Here is an 18,311-nt window from a genome sequence, read left to right as displayed (position 1 = left end):
TAGATATCAAGCTTATTTAACTAGTATCAACAACCAGCATGAACAAGTGAGAATTGTATGTCGATCCAGCGAAAGTTTTTATTAGCAATTTGTTCTGTCATTGCATTATTAGCCTTGGTTATCGCAATTATCACGGTAGTCACCACGTCTTCCAGTGTCGTAAAGCAAATAGAAACTCAAAAACAAAACACAGCAGACAGGCTCGTTAATATTCTCACCGTTACTGACGCTATTGTACTCGAGCGAGTAAAAAGCAGTATGTCGCTGCTCAAACAGCGAGGTGAAGCATTAGGTGTGCCCAGTCATGGCGATGTCGTTACCGTAAAGGCAACACCGGCCCAGCAACTGTTCCTCGGCTCTCAAGCACAAGCTAACAATTTTTCATTAGTAGATGGGCTAACTGATGTAATGGGAGGAACGGCTACCTTATTTAGTAAAACGGGCAATGATTACATTAGAGTGAGTACCAATGTTATTAAAAATGGGGCAAGAGCGATTGGTACTAAGCTTGCGCCATCCGGTAAGGCAATAAAACAAATAGAGCAGCAAGAAGCTTACTATGGCGCGGTAGATATTTTAGGAAGTCCGTATCTTACGGGGTATGAACCCATGTTTAACGCTCAAGGTCAAGTTATTGGTATTTGGTATGTAGGCTACTCCGCAGATTTAAATGTGCTTGAGGATGCCATTAAGAAAAGTCATCTACTTGATGAAGGATTCGTTGCCCTAAGAGATGGTAAGGGCAATATCCGAATGCATTCGTCCCACGTCAATGAGCAAACAGTGAAGTCTGCACTCAGTAATAGTGATAAATGGTCGACAACCATCGTGCCTTTTAAAGCCTGGGGCTACGATATTATTTTGGTTGCGTCGGAAAGTGAGAAGAGCGCACTGATAAGCACCGCTGTTTTCGCCGTAATTGCTAAAGTCCTTGTTGCCAGTGCGGGAGTCCTCATCACTATTTGGTTGCTTGTTAAGTATATTGTGGGCCGCCCTCTTGAAGAATTTATTGCGGTAGTGACTAACTTAACTTCTGGCGAAGGAGACCTTACTTTTAGATTTGAAGGTAAAAGGAGCGATGAGTTTGGGCAGATGGCGAGAGCTTTTAATAAACTCTTGGGCCAGCTACAAGAGACATTGCAAAAGGTTGATGCTACAACTGGCGGTATGCTTACAAAATCAGAGTTACTGAATAAAACAGCAGAGCGGTCCAGCGATTCAGTGTCGTTACTCTCTGTAGAAACCGACAAAATTGACTCCGCCATCGTTTTGCTGCAGGAAAATACTGATAGTGTTTCGGCATGCATTGCCAGTTCTAGTGAAGCTGCGACGGCAGCAGATAGCGACACGAGGACCAGTGTCAGCGTACTTGCACAAACTATTGATGATATTCAGGCACAGGCCAATGATGTTGATGAGTCAGTTAAAGTTATTGATGAGTTAGCACAAGCCAGTGAAGAAATTAGCGGTGTGATGGAAGTTATACGAAATATTGCGGAGCAAACAAACTTGCTGGCATTAAATGCGGCAATTGAAGCGGCTAGGGCGGGTGAGCAAGGGCGAGGCTTTGCTGTTGTGGCCGATGAGGTTCGCTCTCTGGCAAGTAGAACGCAATCATCAACAGAAGAAATTCGTATTATGATAGAGCGTTTACAGCAAGGAAGTAGAGAAGCCGCATCAAAAATGAACCGGAATAAAGACACCGCATTTAGTACTCTTGAAGTCACTAAAAATGCGGGCACTTCTCTAGAGCAAGCACTAGGAGCCGTGGCTCGAATTACTCAGTTAAACCAAGAGGCCTCACATACTGCACAAGGTCAAAAAGAGGTAGCAAGAAACGTTATTCAAGGCGTTGAGAGTATTAAGGCCGTTGGCGATGCCAATCGTAACTATGCCACTGAGGTTGCAATTAGCTGTAATGAGTTGGTTGAGCAAATTAAACAAATGCAAGCGCAGCTCAGGCGCTACCGTTTTTAGCAAAGGGCCAGTATGAACCTTATTGCGCTGTCGCTTAAGGCACTCACTAATTGCGACGAAATACCCGAAAGTCAGGTTTGAAACGAACAGTAACAATTTGAATATTGAATACAGCACCTTAGCGTTGCGATAGAGAGTGTTCCCTTTTATTCTATGCGGTGGAATAATTAATGCGGTGGCTACATAGCGCTGCACCACTCACGGAATAAGTATAATGAAACGAATAACTGCGCTGTTTAAAACAGCGGCGGTGCTGCTCACGCTTAACATATTGCTGAGCAGTTTTGCTATTGCGGCGGATGCTGAATATCGTCTGCCATCATCAGTAAGCCCTACTTTTCAACGTATTCACTTAAATGTAGACCCTGACAACCCAGCATATTCTGGGACGACAGAGATTGATGTCGTTGTGAATTCACCGACTCAAAAAGTCGGTTTTTATCAGCATGATTTATCTATCACCTCCGCTGCGTTAGTCAACGCTGAGCAATCGTTGTCGCTAAGCGTTATGGAAAGTGATTACGATATTAACTGGGCTAAGGCCGAAACCGTTATTAAGCCTGGTAACTACACACTTAAAATTGCGTTTAGCGGTAATGTAAACACGTCGTCAGACGGCATGTACCTGTCTCGTTTTGAAAAAAACAATTATATCTTTACCCAGTTCGAAGATATGCACGCCAGAAAAGCGTTTCCAAGCTTTGATGAGCCTATTTTTAAAATTCCATATCAAATGACTATTAGCGCGCCAGCCCATCAGGTAGTGGTATCAAATACGCCTGTGCTTGAAGAGTCGGTAAGCGATGGTGTTAAAACCGTTCAGTTTGAAAAAACAAAGCCTATGCCGACCTACCTTATCGCTTATACAGTAGGCCCATTTGATAGCACTGAGATGACAGGGTTGTCTGTGCCAGGTCGTATTTATGTGCCAAAAGGCTATATCGACAAAACGAAGTTTGTCATCAAGCACACCCCAGAAATACTGACGTCTTTAGAAGATTTCTTTGGCATCAAATATCCATACAAAAAAATGGATTTTGTTGCTGTACCTAACTTCACACATGGCGCTATGGAAAATGTGGGTCTAATTACCTATCGCGATAGCCTATTGCTTTTAGCTGATAACCCAAGTGTTACTGAGCGCTCTGGCCCACTTAATGTGATTGCCCACGAACTTGCCCACCAGTGGTTTGGCAATTTAGTGACCATGGCCTGGTGGGACGACCTGTGGCTAAACGAAGCGTTTGCTTCATGGGCTGCAAGTCACACAATGAAGACGTTATATCCTGAGTTAAACTATGCCGATCGCCTTGTACAAGAAGGGGCTTTTGGTGCAGATGCAAGCCCAACGGTGAAGCCCGTGAAAAAAGTAGTGAAACGTCAGCCAGACGTTATGGATGGTTTGGGGCTTAATTACTCAAAAGGCGAATCAATTTTGCAAATGATTGAGTCGCTAATCGGTACTGACAGCTTCCGTGAGGGCGTGCGTAATTACATGAAAACCCATTCATGGGGTAATACAGTAGCTGATGATTTGTGGCGAGCGCTTGATGGCGTATCCGACTTTAATTTAAGCGCAATGATGAAAGCCTATCTAGAACAGCCAGGCTATCCCATCATTCATATTACAGAAGGCGGTAAAGTCACTCAGTCTCGCTTCCATTTTGCTGGTGCATCGGTAGAAGAAAAAACGTGGGCCATACCGCTTAAGTTGACCTACCAGCAAAACGGCGAAATGAAAAGTGAGGTTGTGTTTATCGACAAAACCACTACAACGCTTTCTCAGCTAGCTGAGGCCGACTGGGTGTATCCTAATGACAATGCCACAGGCTATTTTCGCTGGTCTATTTCGCCTGCGCAGTTAGACAATTTACTGGCAAATATTGAGGTACTGAACAAGCGTGAAAAGAAAAACGTGTTGTATAACTACCAAGCACTGTTAAATGCCGATGAGGTTGGTGTAGATAGTGTGATGAAAGTACTCAATGCGTTAAGTGCAGATGAAGACCCTGCCGTTATTCGCGCAGCTGTAGGTGTACTGCAAGAATTTGATTACTTAGTGAATGATAGCAATCGCGATGCGTATGCTACCTTGCTTACTAACACTTATATGCCGTTATTAGATGCACTGAGTCTTACTGAGGCAGATGATGATTCGACAGACATTATTCGCCTTCGCAACCAGCTGTATGGCTTTCTAGGTATGTATGCCGATAGCGATAGCTTGGTTGAAAAGAGTAACGTGCTCGCCAAGAAATACATCGAAGATACGTCAAGTGTTTCCTCTGGCATCGCTGGAACTGCTATCGCTATTGCGACAAAAAATAGTGCAGATAAAGATAACGCCAAGTGGTTCAACGAGGTGGTAAGTGCATTTAAGAAAGCCCAGTTGCCAAACGTAAAAAGTACGCTAATTTATTCCATGCGTTTTGACGACAAGGAATCTGTATTCAAGATGTTAGACTTGGCGTTAACCAATGAGATAACACCAGCAAACACTATGTATATGGTCGCGCGGGTGGCAAGAAATCTTGATGATCATACCTTGGTATATCAATGGCTTGATAATAACGCTGACGCCTTGATTAAGAAAATGCCTGACTATCACGTAGCGCGCATGCCTGAGTTTGTGTCTTCTAGCTGCTCTGAAACAAACCTTGCCATGGCGAACACGTTTTATAGCAAGATTCAAGAACGTTACGAAGGTATGTCGCGAGGTGTTGAAATTATGCAAGACGAATCTCAACAGTGCCTTCGTCTAAAAACGGCGTTTCAAAGTGACTTTGATAAGTTTCTTGCTAACTATGCCAAGTAGCTATATTTGAAATACACAGCACGCAACACCTGATATACATAGCACGCAGCGCTGTTTGCTAGGAGTTAGAAAAAAGCACCGAAAGGTGCTTTTTTATTGCACGTGCCGATATGATGCCCGTCTCACACTAACCGTCTCACACTAACCGTCTCACTCTAACCGACTTACTCTAACCGACTTACAAAAACCAACTCACAGTAAACACTCATTGCGAATATACTGCCTGATTAAAGTTTATATTTACACACGGCTTAAAATAAACCACACTGGCTAAAAGAACACGTTTCTTACAGCGGTTTGCCCGTAACGCTTATTTTGTAATCTCTATTGTGAATGCGTTAATAAATAGCTTTGCCTGTAAAAATACTCTGTCGAAAATAATGAGGCGCTTTAATGCTAGATACCATCTCTTTTTCACAACGCCAGCGACTGGCCTACATCGATTTTTGCCTCTTATTTAAAGGCGCTATTCATCGACAAGACCTTATTAAGCGCTTCGAAGTGGGGCTGTCTGCCGGCTCTCGAGACTTTACGTTGTACAAAGAGTTAGCGCCTGACAACTTGGTGTATTCAGCGCAAGAAAAGCGGTATTTTCAAACAGAATCCTTTTTGCCACTCTTCGAGCACGATGCTAGACGTACGTTAGTCAAATTAGCCAATGATATTTCAGATGGCTTTGATGCCATCGGTGATATTCATTTTCCCGTTGAAAGCGCATCGTCCCTTAACGTGCCGGATATATTTGTTGTGGCTAAAGTAGTGCAAGCTATTGTGAATCAAAAAGCCATGAGCGTGATTTATACGTCGCTTTCAAGCGGCTCTGGCGCGCGAGAGCTAGTTCCCCATAGTATTGTTGATAACGGGCAGCGGTGGCATGTTCGCGCGTTTGATAGAAAGTCTCAGAGCTTTCGAGACTTTGTATTAACCCGTATTAGCAAGGTTACAGTTAAGGATACACCTAATGAAAATGAGCTCAAAGACTGTGACGAGGCGTGGCAAAGAATGATTCCCCTTGAAATTGTTCCTCACCCTAAAAATATTAAATACCCTACAGCGATAGAGCTAGACTACGCCATGGAAGAAGGCGTATTGGTACTTCAAGTTCGTGCTGCAATGGCGGGATATTTGCTCAGAAGGTGGAACGTGGATTGCACTAAATTAGCCAGTCTGCGAACGGGTGAATATCAATTGTGGCTGAAAAATCAGGCAAGCTTGGCAAATACAGACAATCTTGCTATTGCACCGGGCTATACCAGTGAGGAAGTTGAGTATCAGTAACATGATGCTAACGATTACGCTATTGCTCTAGCTGATGTGCAAGCCAGAACAATAGCTATAATGTTAATAAGAGAACTCTGGTAAAGGTACAATGGAGCAATGGGGGTAATGTTAAGTATTAAGGCTAGCTCATTCACCTAGGTACTTTCTGATGCAGGTAATTAAGGTGGCTTTATCTATGGGCTTGGTAAGAAAGTCGTTCATGCCAGCCGCCAAACACTCCTCTTTATCCTCGGCGAATGCGTTCGCTGTTAACGCAATAATAGGTGTTTTTAAGTCTAAAGTGGCTCGGATGGATATGGATGATTCAATACCACTCATTACCGGCATATTGCAATCCATGAGAATGAGGTCAAAGGTATGCTTAATACAAGCCTCAAGGGCGTCTTGTCCATTTTTAACGTGTAATATAATAAAATTTTCTTGCTGTAAAAGTGCTTTAACAATTTCCGCGTTAATCTCATTGTCTTCCGCTAGCAGTATTCTTTTTTTCTTTACCTTAGTTTTTGGCGTTTCAGAAATAGGAGAAGAGCTGGCAAGTAATTTACGCAAATCTTGTTCTATTTCACGTCTATTGATGGGCTTAGTGTGTGAACGCCATATTACTTCCGTTAGCGTGTCTTGGCCGTTTAGCCTCTCTAATTCCGCGGACACTACAATTATCTTTGGCAGGACACTGTGCTTGCTGTGTTTCAATTGGTCAATGAGGTCTAAACCACTTACGTCCGGCATCGCTAAATCGACGATAATAGCGTCGTAGTCAAAAGGCGTGTGGTTTAAAAAGTCGCTGGCCGAAGAATAGCAGGTGCCTTCAATATGCAGTGAAGCCAATATATGGGCAAGATATTCTCTACTAGTTTGTAAGTCGTCGATGATGGCGCAGCGAATATTTGCTTTAGACTGAACGGACATTGGCGGTAAACGGGCCTCCTGTGTGTTCATAGTAAATGAAAAGGTTGTCCCTTTCCCTACCGCTGAGTGCACGCTTATGTCGCCGCCCATAAGGAGCGCCAGCTGTTTCGCGATGCTTAAACCAAGCCCCGTTCCGCCAAACTGACGGGTAGTGGTTTGATCGGCTTGTTCAAACTTTTGAAAAATTTTGTCAATGACATCTTCTTCTATGCCTATTCCGGTATCGATAATATCAAATGTGAGTAATAACGAATCACCCACCATGGCGTGACTCACATTCAATGAAACGCTGCCGGATGAGGTAAACTTAATTGCGTTGCTCAGCAAATTATGCAGAATTTGTGAAATACGAGTCACGTCGCCTTCTATTATGGGTGGAAGGGTAGCCTCTTTATGGTAATAAAACTCGAGCCCTTTCTTTTGGCAGAAAACACGTTGCAACGATACGACGTCATCTAACACTTGAAGCAAGTCGACAGGCACTTTTTCTATTTTAATTTTGTTTGCTTCAATTTTTGAAATATCAAGAATATCGTTGATAAGAGAGAGTAGCTGCCTACCTGAACTCTTCGCTTTTTTAAGGTAGATATTGCTTTTACTAGGCGTATCAATGGCAAGTTCAATCATCCCAAAAAGCCCGTTCATTGGCGTTCGCAGTTCATGGCTCATGCTAGAAAGAAAATCGGACTTTGCTTGGCTTGCCCGCTTCGCTTTTTCTGCTTCTTCCATAGCCACGTTTTTTAGTTTAGTGAGACGGGCTAATGAACGACGTATTTGCTTTTCCATTGGGATAAAAACAAATACCGCCTCAATAATAAGCAGTATTAACGTTATTAGCCAAAGATACAGCGCAAAATTTTCTGCATTGTTCACACGGGCGTTGGCCTCGTTTTCAAATAAGGTGACTACCATATCTAAGTGCTTAAGAAGTTGCGTGGAATCTGCAATTATCGAAGATGACGCAGACGGTTGAACTGATGCGTTTAGCAAAAATGTTGTGGAGCATTCTTTATTGCTTTCACTGACTTCACTCATTGAATTGTTTGTACTAGATGCATTCGCAAGTTTGTTCCTGCCGCTTTTTACATAGGTATTAACGGCTTTATCGAGGTTCACATCCCCAAAGTACAAGTCTTTGTGTGTGGCTGATAAATTATCAAGGGCGATGAGTTTTGCATGGTTACTTTCGAGCTTATCTAATGAGGATGCTAAATAGCTTTTGGTCTGCGTGCTGCTACATAAATTAGTGGCTGACTTTAATAAAGCAATTCTTTGAGAAAGCATTCGCTGCTGGCCAGCAATATTGATTATTTCTGCATCTTGACGCTGGTCGCTCAATAAATCGTTAATGATAAAAAAGGATAGAGACACTGCTGTGGCAGTAAGCAAAAGGGCAAAGATGTACTGAGACTTTATGGTCATTACAAACGCATCTGGCAAACATTATCTAATAATGTAATAGACACGCTTTTGATAAGCAACATATCAGCTATTTAACGTTATCAAGTAGTGATAAAATTCTAAGAAGAGCTTTAGGTTGGTGCTAATCCAGATACTTGCGCCAATGAACAGGCAGCATATTGAGAACGCTGTGAAACACTTGGTTTACGTTGAATATTGCGGGCGATAAAAAAAGAGGAGGCTTCTTGAGCGGTTAACGCTTCATTTGAGCGCTTTTTTACCACGGACCCTGCCTGATCTGCATTATCAATTGGTTCTAAGGCTTTTTCACTTTCTGTTATCTCTTCTTCGTTCGGCAAGCGAGTGACATGAATATTACTAGTTTCAAAATCGTGATTGATTAATCCTTTTTCGGCGTAGCTATTAAGAATATCTCTACGCGGAAAGAAGCCCCACTTTTCACGGAAAAGCTGTGCGTTGTGGACAAAGTCTAATAAATGATTAACCGGGCATCGCGTGAGATCGCGAACCGGAGAAAAAACCACCGAAGGAGAGTCGGTAAGTGTCAGTCCAACTTCACGACACTGTGCGAAGAAGTCTTCGTCGTTTAGCCCGTAACCGTCGAAGTTTTCATCGAAGCCGCCGGTTTTTTCAAAGTCTGTCTTACGTATAAAAAACATTGCAGAAGCAGTGCTATCGTTACTAAATTTTCCATGATTATCATCCTTTTTATTTGCTGACTCTGAATCGTGTTTCAAGCTTACTGGTGGCAAATTATTGCTCATTGAAAGTTCGCTTTGCTGAGGGTTGCGATGCAGAGAGGCGCTGGTTTGTGTTGCGGGAACAGATTTGTGAACATGTATTTCGTTTTTGGTATTTAAAAGCGTTGAGTAGTGTTGATGGCGAGAAGTAATTGGTATGCAACATACCGGAGCCCTCAAGACTGATGAAGGAGCGAGTGCTGATTTGACTTCTTCAAAACATGAGGGAGAAAAAATTGTGTCAACACTGATATAAGCTAATAGCTCGTTTTTCGCTTCAAACAGCCCTTTATTTCTTGCCTTAGCAATGGGAAGCTCTTTCTGATTCACAAATTTGTGTTCAATGTTGAATTTGTCACTGGTAATAAGTGACAAGTCAGAAGGTGGTGTCATCCAAACAATGAGTAATTCATTAGGAGTAGTGCTGCAAGCTTCAAGCTGATTAATGAGATTACAAAGCTTTTCAGTTCTGTTTTTCACTATTGTTATCACGCTTATTGGAGCACTCATTTTAAATATCCCTTTTCCATCACTATAAGAGGAGACGTGTTGTAGATAAGATAATGCACAACACTGCGCCTTATACTTTTGTCTACAATGCTTCGTTGTTGTTTTCAGTTAAGCAATAGTCGAGCCTATTTTTAAGGTGTTGTTTTATATGTGGATTTTTAATATTTAACCCAAAGGGAAGAAAATCGATACGTATTTTTGCAAATGAGAAGGAAAAATTTACAGGCAGGCAACACCAGGGGCTTTTTTCTTTTTTACGACGAATAAAGCTATGCGACCGAAGGGTTATTTGCTAATCTGACATCAAAGCTTAAGTAATTATTTTTCAACAACTTATTTGTAATCTTTCTTCATGCCGTATGTATTGAACACAACCGTGGTATTGATGAAAATAGAATATTTAAGCCTTTAACCATGTCTCGCACGTAATAGTGTTGTTTCATTTTTTTATTTTATCGATGGTGGTTATTCCTGTGTCATCTCAGTCTTCCGTAGAACTTCGACATTACGACAAACAAACGTTGCGCCTTGTAGACGTTATTTCAGGTATTTCTCCCAATGCTATGCGCAGAGTGTTTGGCGGCTGGATTTTTTTTGCTGCAGTTGTTGCGGTAATCGTTGTTGTAGCGCCAGATCTGAGCCTTCAATTTGTTGGTTTAACGCTTTTTGTTTTAGTTGCTTTTACGCTAATTATGTTTGGTCAAAGCCGAATTTCAGAGGGGTGGCCTGCAATTATCAGCGATGACAACGTTATTGGCGTAGTTCGCGACCCCGTTAAACGAGAATACATATGCGTTGATAAATCATTAATTGTGGATGCGATACCCACATTAATAAAACCAAACAAAAAAGCGGTAGAAATTCAGCTACGCAGTGAACAGCTTACTGTTGAAGATAATGAAGTCTTAAAACAAGCAGTGTGGCCGCGAGAGGGGAAATTGGTAGGACTCGCACATTTTAAACGCCGAGAAGATGCGTGTGATAGCGTTATGTGGTGCACAAATAAGTCGGCCTCAGCGAAGTCATAAGATGTAAAACGGAGCGCTTTCCCATAAGCCCTTTCACACAAGCGCTGCCAGCGCGCAACGTTACTTCACTTACCAGTTGTAATGAGTGAGCCCCAGATAGGGGGCTTTTTTGTATGCGAGCAATTTGGTTTGAATGAATTGGTTTGAGCTTGGCTTGTATCCTTGTAACCGCTTTGGATCTACTTTTCATTCGCTTCTTTAAGTACAAGCACGGTGTAAAGCGGGTAATGATCTGAGCCAATATCAGAGAGCCTCTCTAGGTCTACTAGCGCAAAATGTGAAGAATGAAAGACGTGATCTAACGGCCATTTTATTAACGGATAGTGAGCGTGGAATGTGTTGTAGAAGCCACGTCCTTCCCTTGGATCTAAAAGTCCGCTTATCTTTTTAAATTTGCGTGTAGTTGGCGACCATGCCACATCATTCAAATCTCCCGCAACGATGATAGGCCCCGGCGTTTGCGCCATTTCTTGCCCTACCAAATTTAGTTCAATATCTCTTGGTCGAGCGTATTCATTTTCCGTAGGACTAGGAGGTTTAGGGTGGAGGAACTGAAGAGTAACGCGTTCACCGTCTATTATTATAGTTATCTTTACAGAGGGGACATCGTCCTCCACCAAAAAGCGAAGCGTGTGCTCTTCAAATTCATATTTGCTATACAAATGCATACCGTAAAGATTTTCTAAAGCGCAGAACTGCGTGAAAGGATAGTCTTTTTCAATAGGCTTTAGTGCGCGCTCCCACTTTTCATTTGATTCTAGGGTGACTACAAAGTCGGGCTTTTTATTGTTGATATGGTCGATGAGTTTTTGGTAATTGCTGTTAGGCATAAAAACGTTACTGGAAAGAATGCTTATCGTACGCTGCTTTTGCGGGTTGCTGTCCCGGGGTACTTCTTTGCGATAAAATCCAGTGTAAGGAAAAATCCAAATAGCCTGATACAGTAAACTTATGCTCAACCCTGCGACTAGTGCAGCATGCAGCCAAAAAGGCAGTGAAAGACCGTTATAGCAGAGTAGGGTGATAAGTACCGCAGTTATTAACACCGCAAGTTGTAACCTTGGAAATTCCCAGACCCTTACTAGCCAATGAGACGATGGCAGTAAAGGTGCAGCGCTAACTGCTATAAAAAATACCGAAAGTGATACAAGAAAAATGTCCATTAAATATCCATATTAATCGTTTTAAGACTCACATAGGCTTAAGGCTAAGATAAGCTATGTCTGTTCTATGTAAAGTGATGCAACTCGTGCAAGTGCACAATCGCATATGCTAAATGCGTGCCCTTTGAGTGGGAACATCCGCAAAAAATGCGTTTGGTTAAATTACTCTACTGGGTTCATCATAACAGTACAACTGCGATAAACCCTATATCCATACTGACTAATGTCGATAGCATCTTATCTCTATGAGCAGATCCTTCGGCGACTTGATGTACTAGGAACTCTAATACCTCAGTGCAATCTCCAAAATTCAACCTGTACACCCAACACTCATCTATCTTGAAGGATATGCTTCGCTATATAGGCGCTTGAGTTCGTTATATAAGCGCTTATAAAGCCGCTTGAGATAAATGCGTGAGTTTATCAACTCAGCATTAATCTAAATGAGAATCAGTAAAAATTGCTTGAAAGTACGCAAACTTTGCAAGTATATCTTTCCTATTTTTAGTTGGATTTAAACAAGTGCATATATAACAAGGTCTTACGGCTTTGGCATGAACTTAGCTATATCTCTTGTGAGTTTCAACAAAGGAGAAATGTTATGAAACGTACAATACTATCTATTATTGTTGCTACATCATTGTCTACTGCTGCTGTTGCAGGTGATATGAATTCAGATAGCCAAACAGATAACGCATGGGAAAAAGGTGCCAAAGACGCATGGATTGATGGCAAAGCGGAAGCTACGCTGCTGTTCAATGGTAACCTAGATTCTTTTGATATTAATACCGACGTAAAAAACGGAGACGTTATTTTAACCGGTAAAGTCGATAACTCAGTGGACAAAAAGCTCGCTGAAGAATTAGTTGCTAATATCGACGGCGTCATGTCAGTAGATAATAAGCTTACAATTATCGAAGACTCTGACATGGATTCAATGACCTCAGATATGTCTGACGACGTTGAAGACGGCGTCGATGAAGGTACAAGCGAATTAACTGATGCGAAAATCGCCACAGTGATTAAAACTCGTTTGCTGATGGACTCTGATATTTCAGGTTTTGACATCGACGTAGACGTTGAAGACGGTAATGTTGTGCTTACGGGCACCGTAGACTCTGATGCTGAGGAAGACTTAGCGGTAGAGATTGCGAAAAACGCCTCTGACGTGAAGAACGTTGAAAACAATCTCAAGGTTGTAACAAAAACAGCGATGAACTAATTAGTTAGCTGTATTGACAAAAAAGGGGCTTGTGCCCCTTTTTTGTGCTAGCTATTTAGCTATTTAGCTATTTCGCTAAAAACTCATTCAATGCCTATTTCTTAACATCGCTTATATGTAGTGGGCGTTAAGCTTTTTTCTAGAGTTAGCCTATCTAGTTATTCAACATCTACAATTTTAAGCGTATTAGTCGCACCAACTTTTTCCATTTCATCGCCGTAGGTTAAGATAATACTATCACCGCTCTCCACTAACCCTTTTTCTTTCAAACAAGTAACCACGTCGTACTTAAGCTTGCCTGGCTCACTGTTTGATGAGTCGAAGAACACCGGTTTAACACCCCGATAAAGTGCCATTGCATTGAGCGTACTCTCATGACGCGACATGGCGATAATTGGCAGTGATGTTGTAATTCGAGACATTAATTTCGGCGTGGTTCCGCTTTCTGTCAATCCTACAATTGCTTTTACGCTTGGCAAGTGATTCGCAGCATAAACCGCAGATAGCGCTATAGACTCACTGGTAGATGAAAATTGTTGGTCCATGCGATGCTTGGAAATTTTTACGCTAGGATGAGTTTCTGCACCCTCGCAAACACGTGCCATAGCTTGAACCGTCTCAATCGGAAAGCTTCCCGCCGCTGTCTCAGCAGATAGCATAACTGCATCAGTACCATCTAATACGGCGTTAGCCACATCCATCACTTCTGCACGAGTAGGCATAGGGCTATCAATCATAGACTCCATCATTTGAGTTGCTGTGATAACCACTTTATTAAGCTGACGTGAGCGAGCGATAAGTTTCTTTTGAACGCCAACAAGCTCGGCATCGCCTATTTCAACACCCAAATCCCCACGGGCGACCATGACCGCGTCAGAGGCGCTAATAATATCGGTAATGGCATCGTCAGTCGCAACGGTTTCTGCGCGCTCTACTTTTGCGCAAATTTTTGCATAGCAGCCAGCTGCTTCAGCAAGCTCACGAGCGTAATTAAGATCGGCGCCGCTGCGTGGGAACGACACTGCAAGGTAGTCTACTCCAATGAGCGCTGCCGTTTTTATATCTTGCTTATCTTTTTCTGTTAAGGCCTCAGCTGACAAACCACCGCCCTGGCGGTTAATGCCTTTATTATTAGACAGCTTGCCGCCAACGGTAACTTCCGTAATTACCTTTCGACCTTCTACACCCGTTACCTTTAACTGTATGCGTCCATCGTCCAGTAATAGAATATCGCCAGCAGACACATCATCAGGTAGTGCTTTATAATCTATGCCTACGTGGTCAACTGTGCCTTCATCTCGCTCAAGTTCAGCGTCTAGTACAAACTTTGCACCAATCTGTAACTTGACGGCGCCTTCTTGGAATCGGGCAACGCGAATTTTAGGTCCCTGCAAATCACCGAGTATTGCCACATATTTACCCAGGCTTCTCGCCGCTTCACGAACACGTTTTGCACGCTCAATGTGGTCTTCTGCCTGTCCGTGAGAAAAATTCATGCGAACCGTGTTTGCTCCGGCAGCAATAAGTTCTTTAATTTTTTCAAGTGAATCGGTTGAGGGGCCTAATGTGGCAAGAATTTTGGTTCTTCTGGTCATGGGATTCCGTCGCTGCTTCTTTTATAGAAAAGATGGGTAAAGCTGATCCTTTAACTCAATGAGAGCTGTAATCGCTTTACGTAATTTTATTACAGAATAGTAGAGTATTTTGACAAAAATGTGAATGAAAGAAAGAAAAACTCACCACTGGCTTGACCAGTTGTCGTTAACTTTCCTCTATTTTGCGAGAAACAGATTAATAATCGCGGTAACGTTTGAGTATAGGATACTGACGCTTACACGCAAGCGTCAGTCATGTATAAGTAAAAGAGAAGGGCATGGAAAATAATTAATAGAAAAAAGAGAGAAGAAAGGGATGTAACCCTTAGCCATCTCTTTTATCGTAACGAGACCCACGCAATGTATCTTTCACCCGTTTTAGATTTTCTCTGAATTTATTACCACGGCGAAGCGTGAATCCGGTAGCAAGTACATCGATAAGGGTCAGCTGTGCAATGCGCGATGCCATCGGCATGTACATGTCGGTATCTTCAGGTACTTCTAGCGATAATACGTAGCTGCACTCCTGCGCCAGTGGGCTATCAGCTGATGTTATGCCAACAACGGTGGCGTCGTTCATTCGCGATATCTGCGCAATTTCCACTAAGCTTTTGGTTCGACCTGTGTGACTTATCAACACCACAACGTCACCAGCAGAGCAATTCATACAGCTCATGCGTTGCATCAAAATATCTTCAAAGTAAACAACGGGCACGTTAAACCTGAAAAACTTGTTTAACGCATCGTGAGCTACAGAGGCCGATGCACCAAGACCAAAGAAAGAAATCTTCTGTGCTTGAGTAAGTAAATCAACAACCCGATTGACCACATTGACATCAATCGACTGTCTCGCTACTTCCAACGAAGCCATTGTCGATTCAAAGATTTTGTTGGTGTATTCGTCTGGGCTGTCGTTCTCGTCAACATGACGGTTCACGTAAGGCGTGCCGTTTGCGAGACTTTGCGCCAAATGGAGTTTAAAGTCCGGAAAGCCTTTAGTATCTAGTCTGCGGCAAAATCGATTCACAGTTGGCTCGCTGACATCCGACATTTTAGCTAAGGTTGCTATACTTGAATGGATGGCAGTTTGAGGATTAGCAAGTATAATCTCAGCAACTTTCTTTTCTGATTTGCTAAACGCAGCTTTGTTTTGAGTTATTTTTTCTAAAATGTTCATACAGATACGGCAAGTAATTGGCTCGGTTTATTGTAAGGTACACCTTAATAGTACCCAATGTGAAAGCTGTGACAAGAAAAATGTAATTTTTTAACATTTTTTGTACTGTAAATGGTAATAGACAGGGGTCTATATCATCGAAAAGTAAAGAATCTCATCGTATAGTTTGTAGAAGTTGTAATTTTACTACATTTGGTGTTAACTATACGGTAATAATAGTCGTCAGTGTTGTAAATAAAGAACCAACACGGCACTTAAAACCACATTTAAAAGGTCGACGAATATGGTAATGGATAATTCCTACGAACCCTGTGATTTTGTACTCTTCGGTACACTTGGGGATCTTTCACGACGCAAGCTGTTGCCATCACTTTATCAGCTTGAGAAAGCAAATCTAATGCACCCTGAAACCACTATTGTGGGTGTTGCTCGCCATGATATGTCTTTGGAAGATTACATTGAAGAAGTGCATACAAACTTAGTCAAGTTTGGCGAAAAAGAGCTGTGTGAAGCGACATGGGAAAGAATGCGCGCTCGCCTTCATTACGCGTGTGTTGATATGAAAAATGTCGACAGCTACTGTGTGCTAGACGACCATGTAGACCCATCTCGTACCATGGTGTGTTATTTAGCAACACCGCCTGCTATTTATGGTGATATTTGTCGTGGTTTGCACAGCTGCAAAATTATTGATTCAAGCGTACGCGTTGTGCTTGAAAAGCCCATTGGCCATGATCTTGAGTCGTCAAAAGTTATCAACGAACAAGTTGCTGAGTACTTTGATGAAAAGCAAATTTATCGTATTGACCACTATCTAGGTAAAGAAACGGTATTAAACCTTGTGTCTCTGCGTTTCGCCAATTCGATATTTGCGACAAACTGGGATCACAACTGTATTGACCATGTTCAAATCTCAGTGGCTGAATCCGTAGGCATTGAAGGCCGCTGGGGTTACTTTGATGACGCCGGTCAAATGCGTGATATGGTGCAAAATCATTTGTTGCAGATATTGAGCCTAGTGGCCATGGAGCCACCAACAACACTAGACGCAGACAGCATTCGTGACGAAAAACTTAAGGTGCTTAAGGCGCTTCGTCCGATCAATGCCACTAACATCAGTGAGAGTATTGTTCGCGGTCAGTACACATCCGGTTTTGTGAAAGGTGAAGAAGTACCTGGATACCTTGAAGAAGATGATGCCAACACCCAAAGTAAAACTGAAACGTTTGTTGCTATCAAAGCTGAAATAGATAACTGGCGCTGGGCAGGTGTTCCATTTTATTTGCGCACTGGTAAGCGCATGCCAAATAAGGTGAGTGAAGTTGTTATTTACTTCAAGCGACAGCCTCACAACTTGTTCGGCGACAGCTTCAAGAACTTACCTCCGAATAAATTAGTCATCCGTCTACAGCCAGATGAAGGCGTAGAAATTACCGTAATGAACAAAGTGCCGGGTTTGACTAACTCGGGCTCTATGGACCTTCAAAAGTCGAAGCTTAACCTAAGCTTTTCAGAAGCGTTTGCAGATGAGCGCATTCCCGATGCCTACGAAAAGCTATTGCTAGAAGTTATGCTGGGTAATCAGGCGCTGTTTGTTCGTCGCGATGAAATTGAGCAAGCGTGGACGTGGGTCGATTCAATACTCGATGCGTGGAAGTCATCAAATGAGCCTCCAGAGCCTTATCAGGCAGGTACCTGGGGCCCAGTAGACTCCATTGGTCTGTTAGCGCGTGAAAATCGCAGCTGGTACGAAAGCAAAACGGTAAAGAAGAAATAATATGGCACTCACTACATTATCATTCGACAACCCAGACGCGCTTACCAGCGCGTTTGCTGAAGATTTAGTTAGTATCCTTAAAACAGGTATTAAAACCCGTGGCCGTGCGTCGCTTATTGTTAGCGGTGGTCGCACGCCGTTAGCGTTGTTCAAGCAGTTGAGCGACACCGACCTTGAGTGGGATAAAGTAGACGTTACTCTCGCTGACGAACGTTGGGTAAATGAAGACCACGACGCCAGTAATACCAGTTTAGTAAAAAATAACCTTATTCAAAATAAGGCTGCAACTGCACGCTTTGTAGAATTAAAAAGTGATGTAGAAGATGCAAACGAAGGTGTGAATGTTGCTGAGCGCAATTTAGCCAGTATGTCTCAGCCTTTCGATGCACTTATTTTGGGTATGGGAGAAGATGGTCATACTGCATCGCTTTTCCCCTGTTCAGAACAGGTTAATGACGGCCTTGATATGAGCAGTGGGCGAACGTGCATCGCTGTTCAACCTACAACAGCACCTCATCAACGTATTTCACTTACGCTGCCCGCTTTACTTAACAGCCGAAATATATTCTTGCACCTTACGGGCGAGAAGAAAAAACAAGTGTTGCTCGATGCTATCGAGAACGCCACCGAAGCGCAAAAGCCCATCACAGCCGTTGTTAATAGAGCGCCGGTTACCTTGATGTGGGCGCCATAGG

The 18,311-nt window shown here is 42.7% G+C and carries 12 protein-coding genes; 7 read left to right on the top strand and 5 right to left on the bottom strand.

Features of this window, described 5'->3' with window-relative positions; all coding sequences use genetic code 11:
* Window positions 1-57: 57 nt before the first annotated feature.
* From O9X84_RS13975 to O9X84_RS13965, 3 genes are all read left to right on the top strand, one after another.
* On the top strand, window positions 58-1,977 hold the full coding sequence (locus O9X84_RS13975) for a methyl-accepting chemotaxis protein (protein WP_269520322.1): 1,920 nt from the start codon (window positions 58-60) through the stop codon (window positions 1,975-1,977).
* Window positions 1,978-2,191: 214 nt separating this feature from the next.
* Entirely contained in the window at window positions 2,192-4,792 is a 2,601-nt protein-coding gene (locus O9X84_RS13970; RefSeq protein WP_269520321.1) for a M1 family metallopeptidase, read from the top strand.
* A gap of 393 nt (window positions 4,793-5,185) precedes the next feature.
* Window positions 5,186-6,070, top strand: a complete 885-nt coding sequence (locus O9X84_RS13965) for a WYL domain-containing protein (RefSeq protein WP_269520320.1) — start codon at window positions 5,186-5,188, stop codon at window positions 6,068-6,070.
* Window positions 6,071-6,199: 129 nt separating this feature from the next.
* Here the strand turns inward: O9X84_RS13965 and O9X84_RS13960 are convergent, their stop codons facing one another.
* Both O9X84_RS13960 and O9X84_RS13955 read right to left on the bottom strand, forming a co-directional pair.
* On the bottom strand, window positions 6,200-8,404 hold the full coding sequence (locus tag O9X84_RS13960) for a response regulator (RefSeq protein WP_269520319.1): 2,205 nt from the start codon (window positions 8,402-8,404) through the stop codon (window positions 6,200-6,202).
* Window positions 8,405-8,514: 110 nt separating this feature from the next.
* The gene (locus O9X84_RS13955; RefSeq protein ID WP_269520318.1) at window positions 8,515-9,654 is read right to left on the bottom strand and encodes a glycosyltransferase family 2 protein; all 1,140 of its coding nucleotides are present in this window, start codon (window positions 9,652-9,654) and stop codon (window positions 8,515-8,517) included.
* A 473-nt stretch (window positions 9,655-10,127) separates the two neighbouring features.
* Between O9X84_RS13955 and O9X84_RS13950 the strand changes: the two genes are divergently transcribed.
* On the top strand, window positions 10,128-10,682 hold the full coding sequence (locus O9X84_RS13950; protein WP_442864545.1) for a hypothetical protein: 555 nt from the start codon (window positions 10,128-10,130) through the stop codon (window positions 10,680-10,682).
* Window positions 10,683-10,861: 179 nt separating this feature from the next.
* Here the strand turns inward: O9X84_RS13950 and O9X84_RS13945 are convergent, their stop codons facing one another.
* Window positions 10,862-11,845, bottom strand: a complete 984-nt coding sequence (locus O9X84_RS13945; RefSeq protein ID WP_269520316.1) for an endonuclease/exonuclease/phosphatase family protein — start codon at window positions 11,843-11,845, stop codon at window positions 10,862-10,864.
* A 601-nt stretch (window positions 11,846-12,446) separates the two neighbouring features.
* Between O9X84_RS13945 and O9X84_RS13940 the strand changes: the two genes are divergently transcribed.
* Complete coding sequence (locus O9X84_RS13940; protein WP_269520315.1) at window positions 12,447-13,067, top strand: BON domain-containing protein; 621 nt, start codon at window positions 12,447-12,449, stop codon at window positions 13,065-13,067.
* Window positions 13,068-13,225: 158 nt separating this feature from the next.
* Here O9X84_RS13940 and pyk read toward each other — a convergent pair whose 3' ends face one another.
* Both pyk and O9X84_RS13930 read right to left on the bottom strand, forming a co-directional pair.
* The gene (gene pyk / locus O9X84_RS13935; protein ID WP_269520314.1) at window positions 13,226-14,662 is read right to left on the bottom strand and encodes a pyruvate kinase; all 1,437 of its coding nucleotides are present in this window, start codon (window positions 14,660-14,662) and stop codon (window positions 13,226-13,228) included.
* A gap of 325 nt (window positions 14,663-14,987) precedes the next feature.
* Window positions 14,988-15,839: a MurR/RpiR family transcriptional regulator gene (locus tag O9X84_RS13930; RefSeq protein ID WP_032096656.1), complete on the bottom strand. Its 852-nt coding sequence runs from the start codon at window positions 15,837-15,839 to the stop codon at window positions 14,988-14,990.
* 283 nt (window positions 15,840-16,122) lie between these two features.
* Between O9X84_RS13930 and zwf the strand changes: the two genes are divergently transcribed.
* A complete protein-coding gene (gene zwf, locus O9X84_RS13925; protein ID WP_269520313.1) occupies window positions 16,123-17,616 on the top strand; it encodes a glucose-6-phosphate dehydrogenase in 1,494 nt (497 codons plus the stop codon).
* A gap of 1 nt (window position 17,617) precedes the next feature.
* Entirely contained in the window at window positions 17,618-18,310 is a 693-nt protein-coding gene (pgl, locus tag O9X84_RS13920) for a 6-phosphogluconolactonase (RefSeq protein ID WP_269520312.1), read from the top strand.
* Window position 18,311: the final 1 nt, after the last annotated feature.

The organism is Alteromonas sp. BMJM2, from assembly GCF_027257845.1.
GTDB lineage: Bacteria > Pseudomonadota > Gammaproteobacteria > Enterobacterales > Alteromonadaceae > Alteromonas.
The sequence above is the reverse complement of the archived record's forward strand: the minus strand, read 5'-3'. Positions and strand labels throughout refer to the sequence as shown.

Excerpts from the sequence above, each read along its gene's own strand:
- O9X84_RS13975 (WP_269520322.1), top strand. The coding sequence starts at position 58 with ATGTCGATCCAGCGAAAGTTTTTATTAGCAATTTGTTCTGTCATTGCA.
- O9X84_RS13970 (WP_269520321.1), top strand. The coding sequence starts at position 2,192 with ATGAAACGAATAACTGCGCTGTTTAAAACAGCGGCGGTGCTGCTCACG.
- O9X84_RS13965 (WP_269520320.1), top strand. The coding sequence starts at position 5,186 with ATGCTAGATACCATCTCTTTTTCACAACGCCAGCGACTGGCCTACATC.
- O9X84_RS13960 (WP_269520319.1), bottom strand. The coding sequence starts at position 8,404 with ATGACCATAAAGTCTCAGTACATCTTTGCCCTTTTGCTTACTGCCACA.
- O9X84_RS13955 (WP_269520318.1), bottom strand. The coding sequence starts at position 9,654 with ATGAGTGCTCCAATAAGCGTGATAACAATAGTGAAAAACAGAACTGAA.
- O9X84_RS13945 (WP_269520316.1), bottom strand. The coding sequence starts at position 11,845 with ATGGACATTTTTCTTGTATCACTTTCGGTATTTTTTATAGCAGTTAGC.
- O9X84_RS13940 (WP_269520315.1), top strand. The coding sequence starts at position 12,447 with ATGAAACGTACAATACTATCTATTATTGTTGCTACATCATTGTCTACT.
- pyk (WP_269520314.1), bottom strand. The coding sequence starts at position 14,662 with ATGACCAGAAGAACCAAAATTCTTGCCACATTAGGCCCCTCAACCGAT.
- O9X84_RS13930 (WP_032096656.1), bottom strand. The coding sequence starts at position 15,839 with ATGAACATTTTAGAAAAAATAACTCAAAACAAAGCTGCGTTTAGCAAA.
- zwf (WP_269520313.1), top strand. The coding sequence starts at position 16,123 with ATGGTAATGGATAATTCCTACGAACCCTGTGATTTTGTACTCTTCGGT.
- pgl (WP_269520312.1), top strand. The coding sequence starts at position 17,618 with ATGGCACTCACTACATTATCATTCGACAACCCAGACGCGCTTACCAGC.